The sequence below is a fragment of the Paenibacillus sp. FSL H7-0714 genome, assembly GCF_038003765.1.
Taxonomy (GTDB): Bacteria; Bacillota; Bacilli; order Paenibacillales; family Paenibacillaceae; genus Paenibacillus_AQ.
In genome coordinates this window covers 3,486,492-3,510,316 of record NZ_JBBOPT010000001.1, presented here as the reverse complement: position 1 = coordinate 3,510,316, position 23,825 = coordinate 3,486,492, and the positions used below count along the sequence as shown (strand labels likewise).

23 protein-coding genes are annotated in these 23,825 nt (G+C 39.2%); 2 read left to right on the top strand and 21 right to left on the bottom strand.

Annotated elements, in window-relative coordinates:
* Positions 1-88: 88 nt before the first annotated feature.
* Both dhaK and NST34_RS15580 read right to left on the bottom strand, forming a co-directional pair.
* Positions 89-1,849: a dihydroxyacetone kinase subunit DhaK gene (gene dhaK / locus NST34_RS15585; protein WP_341128215.1), complete on the bottom strand. Its 1,761-nt coding sequence runs from the start codon at positions 1,847-1,849 to the stop codon at positions 89-91.
* Position 1,850: 1 nt separating this feature from the next.
* On the bottom strand, positions 1,851-2,987 hold the full coding sequence (locus NST34_RS15580; protein ID WP_341060798.1) for a glycerol dehydrogenase: 1,137 nt from the start codon (positions 2,985-2,987) through the stop codon (positions 1,851-1,853).
* A 202-nt stretch (positions 2,988-3,189) separates the two neighbouring features.
* On the opposite strand from NST34_RS15580, the gene NST34_RS15575 reads away from it, so the two are divergent.
* A complete protein-coding gene (locus NST34_RS15575) occupies positions 3,190-4,224 on the top strand; it encodes a PocR ligand-binding domain-containing protein (protein WP_341060797.1) in 1,035 nt (344 codons plus the stop codon).
* Here the strand turns inward: NST34_RS15575 and NST34_RS15570 are convergent.
* The 15 genes from NST34_RS15570 to NST34_RS15500 all read right to left on the bottom strand — a co-directional run bounded on the left by NST34_RS15570 (position 4,187) and on the right by NST34_RS15500 (position 19,704).
* Complete coding sequence (locus NST34_RS15570) at positions 4,187-4,723, bottom strand: redoxin domain-containing protein (RefSeq protein ID WP_341128214.1); 537 nt, start codon at positions 4,721-4,723, stop codon at positions 4,187-4,189. The genes NST34_RS15575 and NST34_RS15570 overlap by 38 nt on opposite strands.
* Positions 4,720-5,439 (bottom strand): ABC transporter ATP-binding protein, encoded by a 720-nt coding sequence (locus NST34_RS15565; protein WP_076299731.1) that lies wholly within the window; start codon positions 5,437-5,439, stop codon positions 4,720-4,722. Before NST34_RS15565 ends, NST34_RS15570 begins: the two co-directional genes overlap by 4 nt.
* Entirely contained in the window at positions 5,432-6,253 is an 822-nt protein-coding gene (locus NST34_RS15560; RefSeq protein WP_341128213.1) for an ABC transporter permease, read from the bottom strand. The genes NST34_RS15565 and NST34_RS15560 overlap by 8 nt, the downstream gene beginning before the upstream one ends.
* Entirely contained in the window at positions 6,253-6,810 is a 558-nt protein-coding gene (locus tag NST34_RS15555; RefSeq protein WP_076286794.1) for a nitrous oxide reductase accessory protein NosL, read from the bottom strand. The genes NST34_RS15560 and NST34_RS15555 overlap by 1 nt, the downstream gene beginning before the upstream one ends.
* Positions 6,807-8,165, bottom strand: a complete 1,359-nt coding sequence (locus tag NST34_RS15550) for a right-handed parallel beta-helix repeat-containing protein (protein WP_341128212.1) — start codon at positions 8,163-8,165, stop codon at positions 6,807-6,809. Before NST34_RS15550 ends, NST34_RS15555 begins: the two co-directional genes overlap by 4 nt.
* Before the next feature lie 202 nt (positions 8,166-8,367).
* Entirely contained in the window at positions 8,368-11,535 is a 3,168-nt protein-coding gene (locus tag NST34_RS15545; protein WP_341060794.1) for an ATP-binding cassette domain-containing protein, read from the bottom strand.
* Between the two features lie 102 nt (positions 11,536-11,637).
* Complete coding sequence (locus NST34_RS15540; RefSeq protein ID WP_042127759.1) at positions 11,638-12,054, bottom strand: SRPBCC family protein; 417 nt, start codon at positions 12,052-12,054, stop codon at positions 11,638-11,640.
* A complete protein-coding gene (locus tag NST34_RS15535; RefSeq protein ID WP_081951121.1) occupies positions 12,054-12,383 on the bottom strand; it encodes an ArsR/SmtB family transcription factor in 330 nt (109 codons plus the stop codon). Before NST34_RS15535 ends, NST34_RS15540 begins: the two co-directional genes overlap by 1 nt.
* Positions 12,384-12,558: 175 nt before the next feature.
* Positions 12,559-13,650: a Ger(x)C family spore germination protein gene (locus NST34_RS15530; RefSeq protein ID WP_339248262.1), complete on the bottom strand. Its 1,092-nt coding sequence runs from the start codon at positions 13,648-13,650 to the stop codon at positions 12,559-12,561.
* On the bottom strand, positions 13,647-14,744 hold the full coding sequence (locus NST34_RS15525) for a hypothetical protein (protein WP_341128211.1): 1,098 nt from the start codon (positions 14,742-14,744) through the stop codon (positions 13,647-13,649). Before NST34_RS15525 ends, NST34_RS15530 begins: the two co-directional genes overlap by 4 nt.
* Before the next feature lie 21 nt (positions 14,745-14,765).
* Complete coding sequence (locus tag NST34_RS15520) at positions 14,766-16,094, bottom strand: spore germination protein (protein ID WP_341128210.1); 1,329 nt, start codon at positions 16,092-16,094, stop codon at positions 14,766-14,768.
* Between the two features lie 192 nt (positions 16,095-16,286).
* Positions 16,287-17,195, bottom strand: coding sequence for a hypothetical protein (locus NST34_RS15515; RefSeq protein ID WP_341128209.1), 909 nt, complete (start codon positions 17,193-17,195; stop codon positions 16,287-16,289).
* Positions 17,192-17,749 (bottom strand): RNA polymerase sigma factor, encoded by a 558-nt coding sequence (locus NST34_RS15510; RefSeq protein ID WP_341128208.1) that lies wholly within the window; start codon positions 17,747-17,749, stop codon positions 17,192-17,194. The genes NST34_RS15515 and NST34_RS15510 overlap by 4 nt, the downstream gene beginning before the upstream one ends.
* A 318-nt stretch (positions 17,750-18,067) precedes the next feature.
* Positions 18,068-18,757 carry a hypothetical protein gene (locus NST34_RS15505; RefSeq protein WP_341128207.1) on the bottom strand — a complete coding sequence of 230 codons (690 nt, stop codon included), beginning with the start codon at positions 18,755-18,757 and terminating at the stop codon, positions 18,068-18,070.
* Positions 18,758-18,837: 80 nt separating this feature from the next.
* Complete coding sequence (locus NST34_RS15500) at positions 18,838-19,704, bottom strand: alpha/beta fold hydrolase (RefSeq protein ID WP_341128206.1); 867 nt, start codon at positions 19,702-19,704, stop codon at positions 18,838-18,840.
* Between the two features lie 157 nt (positions 19,705-19,861).
* On the opposite strand from NST34_RS15500, the gene NST34_RS15495 reads away from it, so the two are divergent.
* On the top strand, positions 19,862-20,560 hold the full coding sequence (locus NST34_RS15495; RefSeq protein WP_341129550.1) for a MerR family DNA-binding transcriptional regulator: 699 nt from the start codon (positions 19,862-19,864) through the stop codon (positions 20,558-20,560).
* 527 nt (positions 20,561-21,087) lie between these two features.
* On the opposite strand, the gene NST34_RS15490 is transcribed toward NST34_RS15495, so the two are convergent.
* The 4 genes from NST34_RS15490 to NST34_RS15475 form a co-directional block, all read right to left on the bottom strand.
* A complete protein-coding gene (locus NST34_RS15490; protein WP_341128205.1) occupies positions 21,088-21,888 on the bottom strand; it encodes a phosphotransferase in 801 nt (266 codons plus the stop codon).
* A 173-nt stretch (positions 21,889-22,061) separates the two neighbouring features.
* Positions 22,062-22,280, bottom strand: a complete 219-nt coding sequence (locus NST34_RS15485; RefSeq protein ID WP_341128204.1) for a GNAT family N-acetyltransferase — start codon at positions 22,278-22,280, stop codon at positions 22,062-22,064.
* Between the two features lie 186 nt (positions 22,281-22,466).
* Positions 22,467-23,090, bottom strand: a complete 624-nt coding sequence (locus tag NST34_RS15480) for an HXXEE domain-containing protein (protein WP_341128203.1) — start codon at positions 23,088-23,090, stop codon at positions 22,467-22,469.
* Between the two features lie 23 nt (positions 23,091-23,113).
* Positions 23,114-23,695, bottom strand: coding sequence for a TetR/AcrR family transcriptional regulator (locus NST34_RS15475; protein ID WP_341128202.1), 582 nt, complete (start codon positions 23,693-23,695; stop codon positions 23,114-23,116).
* Positions 23,696-23,825 lie beyond the last annotated feature (130 nt).

Below are 23,825 nucleotides of genomic sequence, written 5' to 3'. Positions count from 1 at the left end.
CCTAATGGATAAGGGGGTGTCGATTTCTGTTAATCAGCTTTTAACTTTCGTAGCATTATTCAGATCTGGATTCAGTTTATATTATCTCTTATCTCATCGATTTAGCTAGCTCTGTGAAAATAACTCCAAGCGCGTAAGCTCCTGCATCCGGATAACCAATGCTGCGTTCACCTACTGTGCCTGCTCTTCCCATACGGGCGACGATATCGGAAGTCTTCCGGGCACCGAGAACTGCCGCCTCAGCAGCTTTGATAGCTGCCAGCTTTATATCTTCTCCTTGTTCTGCGCTTTGTGTCCAGGCATCCGCAAAAGGTACAAGCGCATCAATTAAAGTCTTGTCACCAACGACAGCACCTCTCCCGAAAGACCTTTCGCCCGTATCTTGAATTCCTTTGACGACCGCTTGCATCATATTGGCAAATTCCTGAATGGATAACTCCTGCTTCTGCTGCGCAGTCTTGCTCGCAGCGCGGAAGCCCGATCCCCAGATCGGCCCGGAAGCTCCTCCACAATGCTCCATAATGATCAATGAACAAGCATCAAGGAAGTCACCGATATCGCTGTGATGATTAGCTAGAATATCTTCCCATTCTACTTTCAACTGCTTAAAGCCCTTGGCTACGCTCATCCCAAAATCACCATCTCCGGCGTGGGCGTCTAGCTCGCAGAACGGTACCTCATTCTCGATAATGACCTCACTCATTTGATCGATCAAAAATACGATATTTTGTAAGGAAAACTGGTTGTTCTTAATTACCGCTGCTTCAGCATCCGTATTATTCTTGAAGGATACCGTGCTGTCTGCCTTCTCTTCCTTGATGACTTCCGTATATTTCACAGGCTCAAATGAACCTTTAACCGACAATGCCGGTGTATCACACGGAGCAGACAACCATTTCTTCAGCGTCTCATCCAGCTTCATAATCGACACTGATGCGCCAGCCATATCGATGCTGGTCATATAGTTGCCAACAAATACTTTAAACACTTGCTTATTCTTCGCCGTCAATTCACGGATCACAGAATTATTCAACAAATAAAGCTCTTGCAGTGGTGTTCCACCAAATCCATTGATCAAAACAGCAACTTCTTGCTGCGACTCATCGTTCATTTGCAAGTTGCTCAGCAAGGACGTAACCATTCGCTGAGCGAGTTCATCCGCTGACACGGCTTTTTCTCTGCGAATTCCAGGTTCACCGTGAATTCCAACACCGTATTCCATCTCATCCTCTTCGATATGAAACGTCGGGGTTCCTTTGGCAGGAACGGTGCAAGATGTAAAGGCGAAGCCGATGGTGCGAACATGGTCAATCGCATGTTGCGCCGCTTCTTTTACTTCCGACAGGGACAGCCCTGCTTCTGCCGCAGCCCCGGCTACTTTATGAACGAGAACAGTTCCGGCCACCCCTCGTTTCCCTACGGTATAGAGACTGTCTTCAACGGCAATGTCATCGTCTACTTTGACATATTCCACTTGTATGCCATCTTCACTTGCGAGATGAGCCGCATTTTTAAAGTTCATGATGTCACCGCTGTAGTTCTTAATAATAATCAGCGTTCCCTTTTTACTAGCAGAGCTACGGATCGCTTGGTAGACCTGAATCTGGGATGGAGAAGCAAACACATCGCCACACACGGCTGCATCCAGCATACCACTGCCTACGAACCCGGCATGGGCCGGTTCATGCCCACTTCCGCCACCGCTTATAAGTGTAACTTTATCGGTGTTGATCTCTTTTTTAGAAATCACTTTGAATTTATCGTTGAAATCCAGCTCAGGATGCGCTAAGACAAGTCCATTACACATTTCCCGGACTAGCGTTTCCGGCTTATTCATAATTTTCTTCATCTTAAAGCTCCTTACTTAATTTGTATTGACGGCCTAATTGGTCGGCAGCCATAATCGCCGATGCTACGGCTTCTTCTGTAATGGGGAACGGCATCGAATGAATCGATTCCTCAGCAATACAAGCTTTTTTAGCAACCTCAAGAAGTTCTTCGTAAGTTACTTGCTCCACTCCGATATCTGCTAAGCACACCGGAAGCCCAATAGACAGGCAGAAATCCAATACTTCTCTTAATTCGGTACGGTCTGCATTTTCAAGCACCAATTGAGCAATTGTACTGAAGGCTACCTTCTCACCATGATAATAATGATGTGTTCCTTCTAAAGCTGTTAAACCATTATGGATCGCATGAATCGCAGCCAATCCTCCACTTTCAAAGCCTAGTCCCGATAACAAAATATTCGTTTCGATGATATTCTCCAAGGCTGGGGTTACGATATTCAGATCGCAGGCCTGCTTCGCCTTGAACCCATTTTCAAGCAAAGTGTCATAACACAGTTTGGCAAGACCTAGTGCGGTTATTGTTCCTTTAGCTTCCCCACAAACACCCTCACGAACCCCGCAAGGCAATCCCGCATTCACATTGGAATAAGAATTTGCTGTAGCTCTTGCTTCGAAATAAGTGGAGAGTGCATCTCCCATCCCTGCAACAAGAAATCTTGTTGGTGCTTTGGCAATGACTGTTGTGTCGATCATGACTACACTTGGGCTTTGCTTGAAATAAGCATAATCATCAAACTCACCTTCTGGGGTATAGAGTACTGCGGAGTGGCTTGTTGGTGCATCAGTGGCTGCTATCGTTGGAACGATAATCAACGCTTCTCCTTCTGCTACGCATTTTGCCGTATCAATCGCCTTACCTCCACCCAAACCAATCGTACATGCACATCGATGTTCCTTAGCCAGAGCCTGTAATCTTGCGACTTCTTGTCTTGAGCATTCCCCATGGAAGCCACTTTCAACAAGCGTTATATTAAATTTCTGTTTAGTTGACTCCAATTTATCTTTCACACGTGTAACATCATCTGGATGTGCAATGAGCAGTGCGGAATCACCGAATGTTTTTACAAAATAGCCTAAATTCAAAAGTTCATTCTCACCTTGCACATATTTCGTCGGACTGATAAACGCTCTTCTCATTTTCATTCCTCCTAGGTTGTATATAGTTATTATTATAGATTGCTCTATTTCGGTATGCATGAAACAATAAGATCAGAATAAAGCGTTTTCTTATCGAGTTTTTTTGTCTTCTTATTAAGGAATAGTATTATCTTGTCCTTTTGAGCAAAAATTCGCTATAATGTTCAATATGTTTCTATAACTTACCTAGGAGAATATCGTGATGTCCAAATCTCGATTTAATTTAGAAGAAATAATTGATTTGAAGAAATGGGAGAAACTGCAGGATTCTTTATCACTCGTGACTAAAATGGCGATTCTTACCGTAGATTATAAAGGCGTTCCCGTGACTAAGCACAGCTTCTGTCAGCCTTTCTGCCAAGGCGTTCGCCAAGATTCTAATCTCTCTCCTTATTGTCAAAAATGTGATGCTCGTGCCGGCATTGAGGCTGTACGCCAGAACAAGCCTTATATTTATTTATGCCATTTCAATATTATCGATATCGCGATTCCAATTATTATTGACGATCAATATTTGGGTGCAATTATGGCTGGACAGCTTAAGCTTCGTGAACCTGATGTGTCACAGCTGGAGCAGATAGTATCTAGGCCACCTAATGTTGAGTCGAACATGAAGTTTCAAGCGCTTAAAGAGGATTACGAAGCACTTCCTGTCCTATCCTACGATGAAGTAACCAAGTGCGTGGACCTACTTCTACAGTTAAGTACTTACATCGTGGAAGAAGCCATTCAAAAGCGTACCACCGTTGATTTGTACAAAAGAGTACTGACCACAGATATCGATATATCTGCTTCAGCAGAATCTTTCGAGGAGACAGACCTTACTTATCGCAAAATTCAGTCTCTGCAGCAAGAGTTGTCAGGAGCGCTTATTGAGACCAAATTGAAAAATGGAGCACAAAAGTTGGTCTCTTCAAATGCAGTGCTTCAGCCTGCGTTCGATTACATCTATGCGCACAAAAATGAAAATTTCAGCCTAAAAGAAATGGCCAAGCTTTGTCATATCAGCCCCAGTTATTTCAGTCGCATATTTACAAAAGAAACAGGCGAGAACTTCTCCCTCTTCGTTGCCAGGCTCAAAATTGAATGGGCCAAGCAGTTGCTGGAAACCACAGACGCACCTATTAATCAAGTGAGCGATGATTTAGGATTTTGTGATACTGGTTATTTTATTAAAACCTTCAAACGGTTCGAGAATCTCACTCCAGCTGTATACCGGAATATGTATATGAGTTGATTAGCTGCATTAAGGGGAAATCTGTGATTTCGCCTAATATAGCCTCTTTGATCTTTCCCTCTCCGTTTATAATAAACGTAGCAGGAAGCGCACTAACTCCGAATGAAGTAGATATTTTTCCGGTAACATCGATGACAACTGGAAAAGAAAAACTGTGATCCTTAAGATATTCTGATACTGTCCCTTTAGACTCACCAACATTAATAAACAAGGTTTCAATTTGAGAACTAGTGGATTTGTGAATGTCCTTCAGAAGGAGCATTTCACGCACACATGACGTGCACCAGGAAGCCCAAAAGTTAAGCACCACAATCTGTCCCTGAAAATCGCTTAGTCGAACCTTTTTACCTTCTATAGTAGTAGCTTCAAATTCGGGAGCGATAGAGCCCACTGCAATCCTCTCAGATGAATCTCTTGTTTCATTATGGCTAAATATCCATACAACAGTCGTGACAGCTGCGATGATCACCAGCAAAGCAATGATTCGACGCATGCTCATTTCAGACCCAGACTATGATTAAAGGCTGTATACAGAGAACCAAATTTCGCATGAAATTCTTTGGTCGGACCTGAACCAACATTTCTTCCATGACTTAAAAAGACAATCTGATCTGCGATCTTATCAGCGATTTCTAACTGGTGTGTGGAGAAAATAACAGTATGCCCTTCTTCCTTGATTCTTTGGAGTAGGTCTACAAATTCATTCATCCAGAAAGGGTCAAGACCGTTTGTGGGTTCGTCCATAATTAGCAACGAAGGTTTGGCCAGCAATGCCTGAGCAAATAAGATACGCTGACGCATTCCCTTTGAAAAGGTGTTGACCAGACGATTTCGTTTATCCTGTAGACCTACTAAGCCAAGGACTTCGTTTACTCTCGCTTTGCGATTGGGTACCCTACGGAGAGCGGCCCAAAAAGTCAGAGCTTCCTCTGCCGACAGCCCCTGATTGAATTGATAATCATCCGGCATATAACCAATTTGTTTCGAGAATTGTTTGCGTGATTTGTGCCAGTATAAACCTCCCACTGAGATTTCGCCCACCGAAGGCTGAAGAATACCCGCAACCATTCGCAAAACGGTACTTTTGCCAGCCCCGTTACCGCCACATAGTGCAAGTATGCTCCCAGTGGGGATTTGAAAGCTAATCTCTTCAACTATTGTTTGCTTTTTAATAACCTTAGAGATTCCTCTTACATTCACTAAGGGGTTATCCACGAGAGCGCCCCCTTTCCCATATCCAATATACAAACAGGATCGAGCTCAACATCCAGACTAGACAGACTCCCATAAACAACAAACTACCCTTTGAACCATTTATCCATTCTACCCATTGGTAATATTCAGGTCCCAGCACTGAACCTCCGCCCAGCTTAATTACAACGAATAACCGAACAAGCTCTGCTGGGTTGAGTATTGTGAATACGACCAGCAAGGGCTTAATCCAGAGATAAGGCATTAAACCTAAAAAGGCGATCAAAAAGGTCGGCCACCCTATTACTGTGAAAAACCACACAGCAACAGAAACAGTCAGCGCCTGCCAGCGGTTTCTTGATAATGAACCGATAAACAAGGCGATGGTCAAGAATAGTAAAACAAGTCCTGCGGAAAACAACAAAAATAGAAAGTAAGTAGTAGAATCATAGGCCATGCCCAAGATTCCACTAATCATTCCCATTAAACCATAGCCGAAAGCCACAACCGTAAGTAATACGACAGCCAGCCCCACATACTTGCCAAGAATAAATGACAATGTTCCTATTGGATAAGTAGATAAAAGCTGCCAACTACCTTCTTCCTTTTCTGAGGTCAGTGAAAAAGAGCCTAGGAATAAGGTCATAAGCGGCAGCAGATACAAAATCAGACTTAGCATGGAACCTGTAACTGCGGTGTAGCCTTGAATCTCATTTTGTTTATTAATCAGCAGTAAGCCAAGACTAAACGCACAAAATAATGCCAAAAAAGAATAAGCCCATGGATTTCGAAACCCCATTTTAATCTCTCTGCGTGCGACTTGCAGGATATCAACCATTACATATCCATCTCTTTATCCGATGTCATACCTTCCATTTCCTCAGACTTATGCTCGTCCATATGACCTTCTCCGCCATTCATATCCATTTGCATCATATCCGTATTTTGTTTCCATTCATGCTTGGACAGATCACTTGCTGACAGAACGCTGCCAACCCCTTGTTCCTTCACAAAAGCTTCGGCTGAAGCAGTGTCCTTGAAGCTGATAACTCCATAAGCCATAGGTGTGCGTAGTGTCTCATCATAGACAAAGCTTGCCTTACTGAATTCCACCCATTCTTTGTCGTTATAGTCACGGACATAATCCTTTCCGATGTTTTTGGTTCCATTCTTGTTCTTCCATTCATTCATACAACCAATATCATCAAACTTATAATTCTTCCCGTCTTTCGTTGTTAGCTGAGTAGCAAAGGCATCGTCCTTAACCTGCATATTGCAAATCGCGCAAATATCAACTTCTTCATTAATCGCCAAAGGTTCAAACTTTTTGGAACCACAAGCCGCTAGAATTAACAAACCCACCATCAACATCAGCATTAAACTCCATTTTTTCATAACCGTAATACCCCCATATATAGTATTGTGATCAGAGAGAAAAACAAAAGCAGCCAACCGGCTACCATCACCGACCCTTGCCCCTCACTAACTTGTCCAACATCTGCATGAACTGAATCCAATTGCATAAGCGGCTCTGGATCGGTGGACCATTGTTCTTTATCATTTGTATACAGATCGCTTAAAAATGTCATGCCCGGTGATTGAAAAAAGAGCTGATAAGCAGCATTTTCTGTAACTAATTGCTGATAAAATGGATTAATAGCATATGGCAGATCACTTAAGCCATCACCCGATACATCCAGCCCTTCGAATGAATCCCAAAAATTTCTCGTCATCTTATTATTCTTAGAATCCGTTGCCTGTGCTTCAATCACATTGGCAATAAAAGCATTCTTCTGAAAGCGGTTTCCTTCAGAACCCTCAAATTGAATCCCAATATAATTTCGGAGCACCATATTATTCTGGAGAGTGTTGTCGGAGGATTGTTGCATATAGATTCCTACCCGATTTCCTTCCACGAGGTTATTTACAATCTGAGAGGTACGAACGTCAAAGAGCAGGATTCCTTGAGAATGAACATTCTGATTTTGTTTACGAAAAGAGTTTCCTGATACCATAACGTCGCTCACTCCCATCACCATCGCGCCAGTAATATTGTATTCTCCAATATTGTTCGTAACAGATGATCCATTGATATACATACAGTGAACACCGTATCGTAAATGATAGAGCCGATTGTGATCAACCTTTGTATTGCGACTCTTCTCTAAATAAATGCCATCTCGGAGATAAGAGATTTCATTCTCTCTGATATCTGAACCATGAGAGTTATAGAGATCGATGCCATTACCTCTTTTTCCCGAAGCAGCACCTTCAGGTATAAACCAACGGATTTTATTGTTTACTATAACTCCACTATCAGACTCACGTAGCATAATGCCAAAGCCAAATGTATGTATGACTAAATCTTTCAAAGTTACCTGATCGGCTTCCACCCGAATCGCTGCTGCTTCTCCCCCGTTATGCTGCTGTATATTAAGTCCTTGAAGCTTTACCCCATCAGCCTGAATCATAACTGCAACCTCAGCATCGGGAGATGAATTTAATAGTGTTGCCCTTCCTTCCCCGCTAATCGTCAGCCTTTTATCAATTTGAACCGGACCCAGGTAAGTACCTGGAGCTAAAGTAATCGAATCTCCGATTTGGGCCGCATTAATAATCGGCTGGAGTGGAATCGCTTTCGAAGTAGTATTTGCACTGGCACTCCCACTGTAGGTCGTGATTATTAAGAAAAGGCTGAATAACATCATTAGCATTACTCTGAGGTGACAGAAACTTTTGCGTATAACCATTGTTCACCCCCTATCAGTAATTCATTCTCTAATCTATCATTTGCCTAATTGTAAAGAAAAGGAAGTTGCATGCCTATAGCTCAATGTAGCTATCCCTATTAATAAGATGTGTCTAAATTGTGAGTTATGTCACATCGTTTGCTATCCCAAATGTGTGTCCATATAATAAAAAACCGCGCATAGCGCGGTTTCATTAGGTTAACTAATTATTTTCAAGGTAATGATAAACGGCCATCATTTCTTGTTTATTTAACTCCCGAATACGATTGAAAATTGGAATATCTGCTACAGCCTCAATATTTGAGCTTTCAGACATAACATCACTTACATTGCCAGTTAGCCAAGTTTGTACTTCAATGCCTTCGACAATTTCTTTACGCCCTTCATCATTAATGCCACTTGCGTAACAACTAACACATGGAATCGTTAACTTATAAACGCCATCGTGAAGTCCATCTTCGGATATGACTTTCTTTCCTTTACAGAATGGACATGGCTGACTAGCTTTTATTTTATTAATTTGAGTGACCAGTTTTTTGTAACCAAACGCTTCATAAACATAGGTCAGCTTTTTGTATTTTCCATTCGTGAAAAACTTATCAATGATGTATTCTCTGGTTTCGGTGATATTCTCAAAATCACAAATCGTAATCTGATTATTCAAGCTAATAGATTCAATACTGCCGCTAATATCGCCCCAGAATGGCAGTGCATTTTGCAATACCATTTCATAGTGTGCAAAGCTCGCTACTTCAAGTTCAAGCATTTTTAGAGCAACTTGTATTTCCCTAGGTAATAGAGAGACATCCACTGTTAGAACCATATCACCGCCGACAATAGCTTTCATTTTTTCAAGCATCGGTAATTTGCCAACGGTACTGATCACTTGATCAAGAGGTAGTCCAATGATCTCACGAATATCTGTGTCGCCAAACTTTAGCTTCTTATGATGATTTAGTACGGTTCCTTCACAGATTGGACAGGTAATCAGTATTTTGGACTGTTTAATATGCTCTTTAATAATCGCTTTTGATATCACCATGTAGTTCCCAATGATGTAATTAAAGCCTTCCCAAGTTCTTGTTGCCTTGCTTGCTTTATCATAAAATGACTTTTCCCAATATCCGTACCAAAAAGTATGCTTTTCTGCATCCGTCATCTCATTATAGCTCTTACTGATATCTTGTCCGAGTTCATTCTTAATCTCATCAAAGATGAATTTTATTTTGGGGAATTGATAGAATTTCAGAATATCCATTGCATCTGGATGTAATAAGCCATCCCAAAATGGCACATTTTTATCCTGAAGAACAACTTCAAAATCAAATTTTTCAATGACTCGACGTCCCTTGCAGCATGGACAATGATTGTCTTGATTATAGAAATCGAAGCTATTTGTATCTTTATTAGTTGGATGTGCCGTTACAATTTGGTTGATCAAGCCACCAATTTCATATAGAAAAGTATATTGACTATATAAGTGTCTTTCCAGATCAATGGCGATTACAGGTGCAATGGTATCTGATTCATATTCACCATATATCAAACGCGCCATAGAGGATAAGCTTTTTAAGATGCCACCTTTATAAACGTTTTCCGCATTTTTAAAGTAGGCAATTTGATTTTCTTTTAAATAGTTAATGCCATTTTGTTGACGCAGTGTTGAAGAAATTTGCAATGGGGCGACATGATCTTCACTGTTTTGCTCGAGATAATAATTTTGATGACCGACAACTTCTAGATGCTCAACAGGTTCAAGCTGTCTTTTACCAAAATCAACGATAAAATCAGAGTTTTCCAGCATATACGAGTTATGTTCAATCATCATTATGGAGACCGATTCGTCCTGAAGAATGACTCTAATGCTATCAATGAATTGATTTAGAATATTTTGTGATAACCCTTTGGAAGGCTCGTCAAAAATGAAAAGTGTATTTGGGTTTCTTGAACCTGCAAATAGTTCGGAGACTAAATGAACACATTGAAATTCACCTGTGGATAAAGACTGTGTTTTTCTTTCCAACGTTAAATAACCCAGCCCAAGCTTGATCAATAAACTTAAACGTTTATGAGCGATGTCTTCATTTGGCAGTTCATCAATAATATCTTCAATTGAGCGCTGAAAAATATCATCAATCTCTTCGCTATATTTTGTGAGCTTTCTCTTAATATCAAGAAAAGTCGCAACCGTAGACCGGCTGGTAATCGATTGATTTCGATCCTGCCCCACAATCACCAGCTTATCCTTGGGATATCGCTTCACAAAATCCTTGGACATACACTCATTGACCAATGTAGATTTACCGCAGCCAGATTCCCCTGTGAACGTTACAAGTCTATTACGAGGAATCTGAATTTCGGCGATTTGAATATTACGACAGTAAAGATCATGAAAATGATAATATTCAGTTGGAGCTGCCTGATTTATTTCTCCATTGATCGGCGCAGGACGTGGCGATTCTTCAACGATTTTCCCGCCATATTTACCACTTCCTGGTCCAAAGAACAATCGCTCGTCCGTTATGTCTAATACAGTATCCGAATGATCAATAAGCCAAATTTGATTCTTAAATCCTAGTTGTTTTATCTGCTCTAATATTTTCAAAAGGGTTTGGTGATCCAGACCCACAGAGATTTCGTCAATGATAATTACTGTATTTTCACTTGTTGCCATGAATTCTGCCAAGTAAAGTCGTGTTAACTCTCCACCTGACAAGGTACCCATTATACGATTTAAGGTTAGATAACCAATATTCATATGGATTATGTTCTTTAGAATGTTTTGTTTACCTTCACTAATGTTTAGAACTTCTGCTAGAGAAAAAATGGTTTCAATGCTTAAGTCATTAATATCGGAAATACTCTTGTCTTGGTCTAATAACTCCATTTTGTATTGTTCAGCTTCGTGATTATATCGCTTACCCTTACACTTTTTACATTCGACATTTTTAGTAGTGCCGCGACCTTTACAATCTGGGCACCAGCCTAATTCATTATTAAATGAAAAAACCTCTGGCGATAGGTTATATTGTTCAGCAATCGCAACTCGAATCTCTGTGAACACACCCGTATGTGTGCCAATGGTTGAACGAGGATTGGAAGAAATAGATGATCTCCCTAGAAAAAGTACAAGTGGCATTTCTTCCATCTGAATCGCACTGAAATTAGTCTCCATAATGTTAGGGAATAAATACTGATATTCTGCCTTTGGCAATAAAGAAACGAGACGTTTCTTGGATTCTTCGCCGATGGTTTGACAAAAGGTGGTTTTACCAGATCCGGATAAACCAGCAATCCCTAGGGATTGCTCAACTGGAAGTACTGCATCTAACTTATTAATATTGTTCGCAATCAATCGATTGATTTTCATAGTGGTATCATCTCATCTCCATTCTCTTCATTTAGTATTGCCATCATTTATTCCATTAAAAAGGGCACTTTCCATTTTCAGAAAAGCGCCCTATTCTTGAAATTACAGTTCTGCTAATACTTTTTCAAGCTGACTGCCCATATTCGCCCAAGCATATTTAGCTCCTTCAATAGCGCCTTGGCGAGCTTTGGTCTCCTCACTAAATCCAGATTGAGCAAGATGCAGATGAACCTTACCATCTTCCTCTTTGCTCAAAGTCCAAGTAACTGTTGTACCTTCTCCGGCACTATGCCAAGTATAGGATAATGTATGTGGCTCATCTACTACGAGAACCTCGCAATCTACAATACCATCCCACCATTCATTTGGCTCTGCACGAAATTGAAATTTATGCCCTACGACTGGTTTAAAGTCATTGCTCCAAATCCATTTCGCAAGTGTATCTGAATCCGTCAAAGCGTTCCATACCTTCTCGATGGAGCTTGTAAATTGATAATCTAAGGATACATCTGGTTTCATTATTCTTCCTCCAATAAAAGTTTTAGTTTATCGATTCTTTCTTTCCAGAAGCCTTCGTAAAAAGATACCCAATCCCGAATTTCTTTCAATGGATTGGCATTCAAACGATACCTCGTTTCTCTACCAACCTTTCGAGCAACTACAAGATCAGCCTCTTTAAGAATAGACAAGTGCTTAGATACTGCAGTACGGCCCATATCAAAATGAACTGTGATTTCATGTAGGGGTAATTCATCAACATCAGCCAGGATTTGAAGTAATTTTCGCCTTGTTGGATCTGCAACAGCGTCATATACATCCCTCACTTGACTATTATCGTTCAAAACCACCCCCACCTTTTCCGTAATATTACCTGTAGTGTGACCGATTATACTTCATCAGCACCCAATTAGACACCATTTAGTGTCATATTGATTATAGGACACCAAATGGTGTCGTGTCAAGGTCCTTAAAATTTTAATATTTGATCTTTCAATGGAATAAGGCGTAAATATCGGTGCCTTGTTATTTTATTGCTCCCGTTCCCTGTATAGAAACTTTAACATTTACATCAAAAACAGCTTCGGGATAAATAGACTGCCATTGCTCCCATTCCTTATCCCCTTCATGCCGGGTAGCTCTATAGAGTAATCCAAAACCGAACGGATCTATCCCGTTTTTTTGCAGCTTTTTCAGCAAACTTGATATCTTCGTCTTTTCTTCCTGTTCAACATGCTTTTCAAATTTAGTCCAATTTTCTTCATACACCTGATTTACGAATTCTTCTACAACTCCACGCATTTGAATAGATACACGAATAACTGGTTTATTCTTATTGTTTGTATCAATCGTATAACGTCTCTTCAACTGTTCAATTGCCAAGACAAAAGGTTGACTTACCATTTTTGTGGTGATTTCGAAATGAGGATAGCTATGAAGAAGTTCTTTAAAGACGCGCGTTTCATCTGTTGTCAAAATCGTTTTTATTTTATGTTTGTCTAAAAGAGCAACCATATCAATTTTGTATACCTCTTTTTCGGTCTCGATAATAGGCAAGTAGGGGTCCATGCCCTTTTCCGTCGTTCGACGATAGAAATCATAAAGGTGTTCGGGAACCGTGAACGATGAGATTGATCCCGATTCGGACAGACTTAATAACAATGCATTACCTGAAAAATTTTCTGATTTTGGTTTCATTTTAAGAACAGTCTCCGCGTTGGGCTTCCCTAATGCCACCATCCCCTCCATCGGAATATCGAATCTTCTTGACAGCCAATTAAGTGGCTCGTTGATACTCTCATGGGCTAATGATTCACCCAAAATACATATTTCTAAAAGACCAAAATTAAGATCTTTCGATGATTTTGACCTTATTCGTCCGATCGCGCCTGATATCGTTTCGGAATTTTCGCTTATAATTTGAATATTATTCACAGAAGGATCAAATTTTTGAGCAGGTAAAGCTAATTTCAATGTCACGCGATATGGATTTTTTACATCATCTGATTGATCTACTCCGATGGCGATTACGAATATTCGTTTGTCGATATCCTTGAATGCACAACCCGATTGTATAACCACTGTAAAGCAGAGAACCAATAGGATAATGTTTCTCATACTTTACGCTTCCATTTCATTACAGCAAACAACGCAACAAGCGCGACCATCAGAAATTCGGTATAAAATCGCAACTCTAGCCAATTGACTGTATGGTTTATGATTTGTTTTAAAGTGAATGTACTGAAGTAGATTACTGTAACAATGGTAAATAGGCAACAAATTGCCCAAGATAATAGTTGTTCCTTTCGAAGATTATTTTGAAATTTCATAGAGAAGCATCCTTTCAACAGCTCAATTCCAACATGAATGGTTACAGACGCATACACTAAGAGCAAAAAAAGGACGATGAGAAAATAAGGCATAATCGTACGTGAGAATAACCCTGACATCATACCAATTGAATCTAATGCAGAATACGTGGGGGCTATATAATTCCCCACCCCGTATGTGCCATGAATTCCAATGGAAATAATCAAACCAGTGACTAATATATGCAAATTAACAATAAGGACAATGGGAGTGTATTTCCATTTGATTTTGCTGGGAACAACTCGATTAAATACGATTAAGCCAACAAATCCGGAGAAAACACTATTTGCAGCCGTAATCGTTCCCCATTTCGGCCAAATGAATGCATAATCTGCCATTGCTTTAATGGAATTCCACTCTATTCCTTGACTAAAGATGGCTTTTGTAAATGCATAGTATATTAAAGGAATGCAAATAAAAAGAACGATCTCAAGCGTACTTAATATTGTTTTGCTTGACCTTGTAGCTCCCCAAGATACTGCAAGAAAAATAAATACCATAATAGTAATTGTGTTTACATCTGTTAGATATAAATTAAAAAAGGTTGATGCGTACCCTATCATGATGCATCCTTTTGTTATAGTCATAATTGAAAAGAATATTAATAATGATATTCTTGCTCCTGCCGGCAAAAACATCCGAAAGATTTCAGGCAAACCCTTCCTTGGAAAATAACCAAGTGACTTGGTCATTGTTACAAGAAATATCATGCCGCTAACCGCACTTATCACAATAGCCAGCATGCTTCCATTAAACCGTTCATTCAATAAAAGGGTATATAATAAAAGACCTGTGATGGTGATCCCATCACACCATAAAACATAAAAAACATATCGATTCAAGGAAAAATATCCTCCTTTCCTTTATAATTTCCCGAATTTTTCTTGTTCTCCGATAAACACTTTTAAATAAGGTTTCCCAAAGCTTTTTAAATCGTTCAAGTAAAGGATCAAACAAAATAGTCCTGCGATTAGACCTACATATCCAAATAAACTAGCTAACAAGATGAAAGGATATTTGACAATCCGTAATGCGAAACTCATAGCATTGATCGGCACGACAAAATTGGCAATGCCAATGGCGGAAGTTACGATAATCATGATATTGCTAACCAGATTTGCCTGCTGCGCAGCTTGTCCTAGAATTAGTCCACCAACTGTCGTTGCCGCTGCGCTGATCGACTTGGGAAGCCGTATACTAGCTTCGATTAAGGTATCGATTAAGAACATCATAATGAGCACTTCAATGTACGACGGATAAGGGATACCCGCACGACTACCGGCAATAGAGAAAGCGAGCTGGGCTTGAAACAACTCAGGGTTGAAAGAGACCAGAGAAATATAAATGCCAGGAAGTAACACAGTAATGAAAATGCCGATATAACGAAGTACCACAAGACTAAAACCGACCCATAACTGCTCAAAAGTATCATCCATTGAGGAAATGAAATCATAAAAAGTAGCCGGAGCGATTAGAACGAATGGGCTACCTTCCACAAGTATAACGATTTTGCCTTGTTTCAGATTTAACGCGACACGATCTGGTCTTTCCGTAATCATCAATATAGGAAAAAGCGAGTATTTTCGACTAGTAAGTAATCTTTGAAGGTGTGCCGCCGAAAGAATGACATCTGGTTTGACCGAAGCTAGCTGCGTTTGAAGTTCGCTCAATACTCCCTTATCAACTAGTAGACTGTCATAAATTAAACCGACTTCTGTCTGTAGTAATCCACTAACCTCTCTTTTCTCATAAACAAGATTTGGGGAGGGATAACGATTCCGAATCAAATTGAGATTTGTATCAATCACATCGCTGAATGAACGTTGCGAGCCATATATCGCTGTTTCCGAGCTTGCATCCCCAAGCTGATTATTGATCACTTTTTTCGCACTGAACAAGAAAAGCTCATTTTCCATTTGAATACAGGCATGACCAATCATCAACTTCTGTAAAATGTCTTCGTCCTTCTCCGGTTTGCTGATGTCAAGAAGAGAAGTAAGATAATCGTTGAATTCCTCTTTTCCTGGGCATTTTAGTATGGAGATGATCAGATCATCCTTAATTTTCTTTTCATCGCAAACGCTGTCCAAGTAGAGGATCTCCAACTCGATATCCTGAATTCGGACGATTTCCTCCTTCATATCACTTGAGGAAGAAAGCTGCTTCTTAATTAGTTGAAAAGTTTCGATCATGATGTAGCAATCCTCCAGTTCGTTTTTGATATCATTTCCTTTTATTCTCAGTTTTATCCTATGTAAATATACTAGTAATTGAAGGAACCATGTTCATACTCCTAGTTCTAAAACAAAAAGGCAGGAACAAGGTTTATCACCTTAGTCCTTGCCTTTCAATTACCACGTCAATTCAACTCATTACATTTTTACTCAATAAAGCGGCAACACTTCTTGTTTAAGCCCTGAAAAAAGTTCTCCAGATTGTTCAAAAAAGGTGTCAGGCAAATGATAGTAAGCATCTCCCATAGATACGACTTTTAGTTCAGGAATGATATACATGCCCATATAGGTTCCATCCTTGAGGTTGAACTTTAACTGATACGATTTTCCTTGGGATTGCGCCTCTGCAATAGCCTCGTATTCTTTATTACTTAAATCAGCTGTTTTTGCGCTGTACAGCCCATCAATGATAGACTCCACAGAAGCATGATCTGTCATTTTCTTTAACACGTCATTTCCCACATGATTAAGAACATGGATATCTTTTGCATGCTCTTTTAGATTAGACATATCCAGATATTCCTTAGCGGCCATCGTAGAATCGTTAGTCTTCGCCACGATTTCTGCCAAATAATAATGCTCCTCAACTTTAACAGCGATGCGGAATTGGGATGGGTACGTCGGAATTTCATATAACTTACCTCCAACAGCGAACGTAGACGAGAAATCCTTTTCTACAACTTCTCCTCCATTGTTCTTCCCGATCTCTTGGTTAATATCAAAATCTATGGTTCCAAGTGATTTTTCAGGCTTCATTCCTGTGAACTTAAACTGAGCACCATCACTTACAAATGCATAACGAAATCCGTTGTAATTTAAAATTTTCCGAACTCCGGTAGGAGCTGAAACTGGCGTTTGCTTCGAGATTTGTGGTGAATTCGTTAATGATGTCTTTAGAGGAGATGTATAAATGGCCACTCCTAACACAAGTGCAGCACAAGCAGCCATGGTTCCCCACTTCGCATATGTTCTCTTATTAGTACGCCTCGCTGTGTTGGCCTTTTCCACCAGATTGCCGTCTACATAACCAATAGTCTTAAATAGATCTTTATTATTCATAGGATATAGCCCTCTTTCATAAGGTATAATTGGAGTTTTTTTCGTGTTCTAAAAAGAATCGATTTCGTTTTACTTTCACTTATTGAGAATCGAGTTGCGATATCAGCCAAAGAATCGGAATACCAGTAACGTCTCAGAAAAATATTCCGATGATCTTCATTAATCTTCAGCAGAAAATTGCTTATAGATTCAGCGATTTGTTCTTCCTCATATTGACTTTCGACATTGTCTGGAGAGGATAAGCAATCATTTAATTCATCAAGAATCGTATCGAATGTTTTATTCCGCTTTTTGGCCATGTAATAATCGTGTTTATTTAACGCGATATTTCGTGTGATTCTCCCCAAAAAAGATGAGAGCTTAGCAGGCGTCTTCGGCGGTATCGTTTCCCACGCTCCTAGAAAGGTATCGTTCACGCATTCTTCCGAATCTTCAAAATTAGACAGAATGTTATGAGCAATCTTGGAACAATAATTTCTATATTTTTTGGATGTTTCTTCTATTGCTGTTTCATTGCGGGCAAAGTACAGCTGTATGATTTCACTATCGTCCACTCCATCACTTCCGTTCAGTTTGATTAAGGCCTCACTTATAAAGTAAGAAAAAAAGGGTTTTGGTTGCAAAAATATTTTTTCTTATGTACTAGTGCGGGAAATCATTTTATGTCTTCATAAGCTTCGACATTCAATGCCAATAATATGACGTGTGATCTTATCCTTTTGATTCCTATGAAAAAAGCCGGTGTACCCTATAATGGGCAACACCGGCCAATATATTAAAAGTAGAAACTATAGAAGAATTGCTGCAGCTTCATGATAGAAGCATAGACGCTCCGCGATTTCGTGAACTGACCTTTTTTTGTTCAAATCATGCTATTCAGCCACAAACCGTTTATTGTTTAAATCCAATTTGTAAAAGATATCTTTTGCCTCTGCTTCTTGTGTACCTGCTCCAACTGGTGGATGGACTACTAAGATATTATTTTCCACACTTGGTAAAGGCTCAGCTTCTGAATAAAGAAGTGTTTTCGAGACTTGATCCTTCTTTACGATTTCTAATGGGAATACATCTTCATTTTGCTTATCAATCGCGAAAATATATCCTTCCACGCCATGACCTGTTTGATATTGAGGAGTAAGGATGTAAACCTCAGCTTCTTTAAAACTCAGCTTCTCAAAGGATATTTTTTTGCTGGATGGTCGGAAAAACAAGTAATTGGGTAGTTCCATTAAGACTTTGTCCTGATCTCCCTGTCTGTAGATAATAGAGTAATTACTCTGAAACGTCTGATCACCCTCTTGTCCCATCGTGCTCGATACGACCAAATGCCCAAGTTCTTCTCTACCTTTGGCTATCATCAATAATGTTCCCTTTTCCGTTTGCTGTTCCGCCCGAATTAATTTATCCTCATTTACTGCGTCAATTACAATGGAATCCATGAGATCGTTTTTTGAAAATAAGCTAACCTCTGATGGTTTTTGTTCCTGAGTAGATGAGTTGACTTGTTGATGGTTACAGGCAACGAGTAAACTAAATGCTAAAACCGATGATGCTACTTGCAAAATAAGCTTGTTAATTGTAACCCTCTCACTTTCATTTACAGCTGGGTACAACTACTCCCGAATTACAGTCCAGTCTGTATTCATAATTGTTTTATAAACCAGGGCTTAATTAATGGTATTACCATGGCTGGTTGCATAGCTTTTGTATGATCCATTTGGCTTCCCGTTAGCACTTCAACATCCCAGCCTAAATCACACAGCTTCGTCGAATTCTTCTTTAATATCCCAGCAATATCAACGGTAACATTTCCAAAATTCTCACCATATACGATAGTATCATTTTCTCCTGCAAAAGCTAATTTTGGAAGACTAAGCAATTGGTAAATACTACGATCATCAAAAGAAGTGAGGCTCTCGTATAAGGCAACAAATTGAGCTGTTACACGGGTATCCATTGATACTTTGATGTTGTCCCAGTCTATCTCATCAGGATTCTCTGTTTCAATGGAGTTTTTTTCAGCTACCTCATTTTGATTATTCAAAGCTTGGGTATGTGTTTTTTGAGTTACAATCAGCATCTCTTGATAGGGACCATTATATGGCGGAAAACCTCCCATGACCAAGCTTTCCAGACGATTTGTTCTGATAGCCAATTGTAGTCCAATTAAAGCTAGCCAGGAATAACCGTAGTAGCTAAAGCTCTTAACGTTCATTTCATCAGCAATAAGGAGCAGATCCTTCACAATATGGTCTACGGTTAAGTTGTCCACTGGATGTTGAAAGAGATGACCTTCATAATCAAAATAAAGCACTTGAAACGTATCTGCGAGACCTTCAACAAAATGTTTACCTAATTCAGGATCTACGCCCCATAGCTTTAGATTTTCTGCCTCCTGATTGTACACGGATTTTTTAGCGATAGGTAACATAATGGTTGGACGATCTGATCCTCCTGTCAATCCTACTTCTATTGCTGAATGGTTGGTTAATCGTATGATTTTTTTCAAACAATCCTCTCCTTACTGTTTTATAAAAATATCATATAACATTCATGCAATCTTTCGGTTTATCCCATACTAATCCTTGATATATCTAATTAAATTAGATTTAATGTTGTTGTAGCACTTGAAGGTTTAACTTTAATGTTCTGGGGCGATGACGATTATGGGAGATAATTATACACCAACAATAATAGCTAAGAAATTAAATGTAAGTACCACTACATTAAGAAGATATGAAGTTCAAGGCTTAGTTCCAGAAGTCCCGAGGACTCCTAGCAATCGCCGGTGTTATACAGACATTCATGTCCAAGCTTTTATTACGATTCGGGAACTTTTACAAGGATATGAGATTCCAGTTGTGTACGATGTGATGAGAAAGATTAAAGCTCGGCAAATTGAGGATGCACTTTGGTCAATCAATCAGGAACAGCATAATGCACAAACGGAAAAGCATAGGTTAGAGGATGTGTTACGCATGTTCCGAAATGCAGATTTATCAAAATACAACGATTTAGAGGTAACAAATGCAATGACTATTGGTGAAGTTGCACAAATGGCAGGCGTTAAGCCTTCAGCCATTCGACATTGGGAACAAGAAGGCCTTATTACTTCTAACAGAAATAAAGACAACGGCTATAGGCTCTATACTGTAACGGAATTAAGAAAGATTATACTAATCAGCAGTCTAAGGAAGACCGTGTATTATATCGAGAATATGAAACAACTCCTGAATGAAATAGAGACACAAAACTATAAAAAAGTAGAAATGTCATTCGAGCTTGCGTTACAAAAATTAAATAGTCAATTAATGAAGCAGTTTTTAGGGATCGCTGAGCTTATGAAATATGTGAAATACTATTAAACTTGATAACTTGATATCAACAAGCAATCTTTCCAAAAAGAAGAAAACTTAACTCAAATTCCAGTGCACCTGCATCCCCCTTTTTTCGGCAAGAAGTCCTTACAGCAATAAACATATTTTGGCTCAGAATTCGATCGAAAGCATAGATTTTTTGGAACATTATTAATCCTTCTTAACATCATTTATAAGAACGCAAAAACTCCTCCCTTAAGGGACGGAGTTGATTTCGCGTTACCACCCTGATGGGTGTATTCATGAATACACCCTCTCTGTTATCGTCTAATAACGATGCTCCCTTGTAACGGCAGAATCCCGGAACTATTTAGACAGCCGCTAGTTTATTGAACTAACGTTCCCCGTTAGCTTAACGACATGACAAGCGGATCCGACGGACTTCGCCATGCAGAATTGTCTACCTGTTTGCTCTTCCTAGAAATGCTTCGGACAGCATCAAGGAGTGAATGCGACTCAGCAGGAAAACGATGTTACAGAATGTCAACGCCTTCTTAGGGTTACTACTATATAAATCACAATAATAAAGTATCGATGATTTGGTGAAATTTCATTCTATTCTCGTCTAATTCAGATATTCCATATCCTTTCATAAACTCATCTATTTCTTCTTTCCTATCTGTATAATAAGTAAGACTTTTTACAAGATAATAAATATCATAGTATGGATCTGATATCCCTGATCCTCCTAAATCAATAAATGCTTCAATATGTCCATTATTTATCATAACGTTTCCAGATCCATAGTCACCATGGGTAAAAACTAGTTCCTCTGTCGACGCTTTATTCATCTCCAAAAAATCAATCAGTTGCTCAATAGTATGATTGGGAAATGAGTTATTAATAGCCTCCATGACTTCATGTTTTCTCTCATTAATATTGTTTTTGACCATATCAATCAGTTTTTCTGGCAAAAAATCATTGAAAAAGCAATTATCAATGGGAACATTGTGTATTGTTCTTAAACCTTTTCCTAAAATATAGCCTAGACTTTTATCTCCCTCTTCCTGCTGGTATTCTTCCGCAGTACAACCTTCTATATAGGTCATAACTAAATATTCCTTTCCATTCTCCACCTGATAACTTATTACTTTAGGAGAAGGAATCACATCATTTACCCATTTCAGCCTTTCTGCTTCGTCCATTAAACTTCCAGAATCTTTAACGTTTTTTTCTTTCAGTACATATTTTACAGAATTATCAAACTCTAAAATGTACAAAGATTGATAATGTCTTCCTTTTTCAATGATTGTAGTTTTAAGTAATTCTGACTGATTTACTAATTTACTTGGCATTGAGAATTGGTTATTCATCATTTTGTACTCCTCATTTGTGTATCTTGGCGTTATTTCCAATAACGTATTATTCACGGACTCTATGAATAATTTCATATGTAGGGTATTCGCGAAACTTTTAAACTAACCTGCCCGTTTGATTAACAAAAACAGCCGATCACGTTGAGACCTGCTGTCTTCTTGTTTTTATTGAGCTAACGATTCCCCGTTAGTCGCAGACTACTTAATTCCGATCCAATATCTCTGGATTTCTGTTCCAGTATCAACATTCTTGGGTGATTCATTTCCCTCGCTTTAATGAGTGATTGTCTTAATAACTCAGTTGCATATCCTTTCAACCGCATGCTTGGTCTAACACCAAAACCAATATGCCCACCCATTTGCAATAAACGATCATTTAGTGAATGTCGCATATTAACTGCCCGTTAGCTTAATAAAAAAGAGCAGGATACGAAGCACCTACTCATCATTGTGTGTTATTGAACTAACGTTTCCCGTTAGTTGAGAAAATAATCATCCTTCAATTTCAGTTACATTAACCCAGTCTAATTTTACATCAAGAGTTATAACAACTGGACCTTCTGGTGGGTTATGAGGACCTACTTATGAAAAGACCATAATTGTTTTTGCGAAAATTTGTGAATGGAGTTTTTGTTTTTCATCCATGTATTTCCTTTCACTATTAAAATATAAACAGCTATGGCAAAATAAATTGCACTCCAAATCCAGTCTGAGAGGGTTATTAAATGATGCTCATATAAGTAGTTGATGTACCAGATCCCCACCGGTAAATGTACAATAATTGCGGAGACTAATCCTGGATTATACATGCTTTTTGCTCTTATATTAATGACGACTCCATGGAAAATGATTTGGAAAAAGCCCATTAAAACAGGTGCCATCCCCAGCCATACTACTGACGGGAAGAATACAGGGAGCAAGTAGAACACATAGGCGATGACCACATTAATAATCATTGCCGACTGTTTATTTAATGGATAGTTGTTAGGGGATTCACTTTTAAAAAGGGCTATATTGAATATGCCTGGAAAGTACCCTGGCCAGCGGTATTCCTCAAACTGATGAAGAAGGATCGCCACAAAGCTTAACCATAATATGCTGTTTATCCGCGGTATTGTTTCCCAGTTCATTAGAAGATAAATGCATATAACAATGCCAATGAATAGTCCTATATCCTGCCAATATTTTCTCAAAAAATTCATTTAATCACCTCAATCTGAGTTTCTTAATGAAAGTATCTTGCAAAGAGCAAGTCAATCTGTTCCTCTATAGGTGCAATCTTCACGGAAGCTCCTGTTTCTAGAATAGGACTCATAAGTGCCGGTAGAAAAAGCGCTCCAAAAATCTGCATCGTCATGGTCATCAGGTGCTCTGGCTGCTGTTCATCGGTTAACTCTCTTAAAGTATTTTGTATCTTAGGAAACCCCAATAGATTCAAAAATGATCCATATTCATGCTGAGAGGAGAAAACGGTATTGCCCATCAGGATGATTCTGGAGAGCAATTCGGGATATTGACGGATCACTTGCAAATAATCTATTAAAAATTGCCTCAATCTATCCCGTGAGGATATAGAGAAATCGTCAAGTATGGCAAAGGTATGCTGAAAGCTGTTCAATATCAATTTGATGGACTCGCTAAACAAGTTTTCTTTGGACCCAAAGTAATAGTTAACTAGAGCGACATTCGTGCTTGAGGCTTCTGCAATTTTTTTTATAGTGATCCTTTCAAAGCCTTCTTGTTTGGTCAACTCCAGTGTGGCACGCATAATCTTCTCTTTTGTTTCCAACTTTTTGTCTGTCTCCATACGCAACCTCCAAGTATATTTCCTCTGATTTAAACAACATTTTAAATAACGTTTAAAATAACGTTTAAACTTAGTATAGCAATATTTTTCCTTTTTTCAACTTTTATTTATCCGAAATCAAACCAAGTCT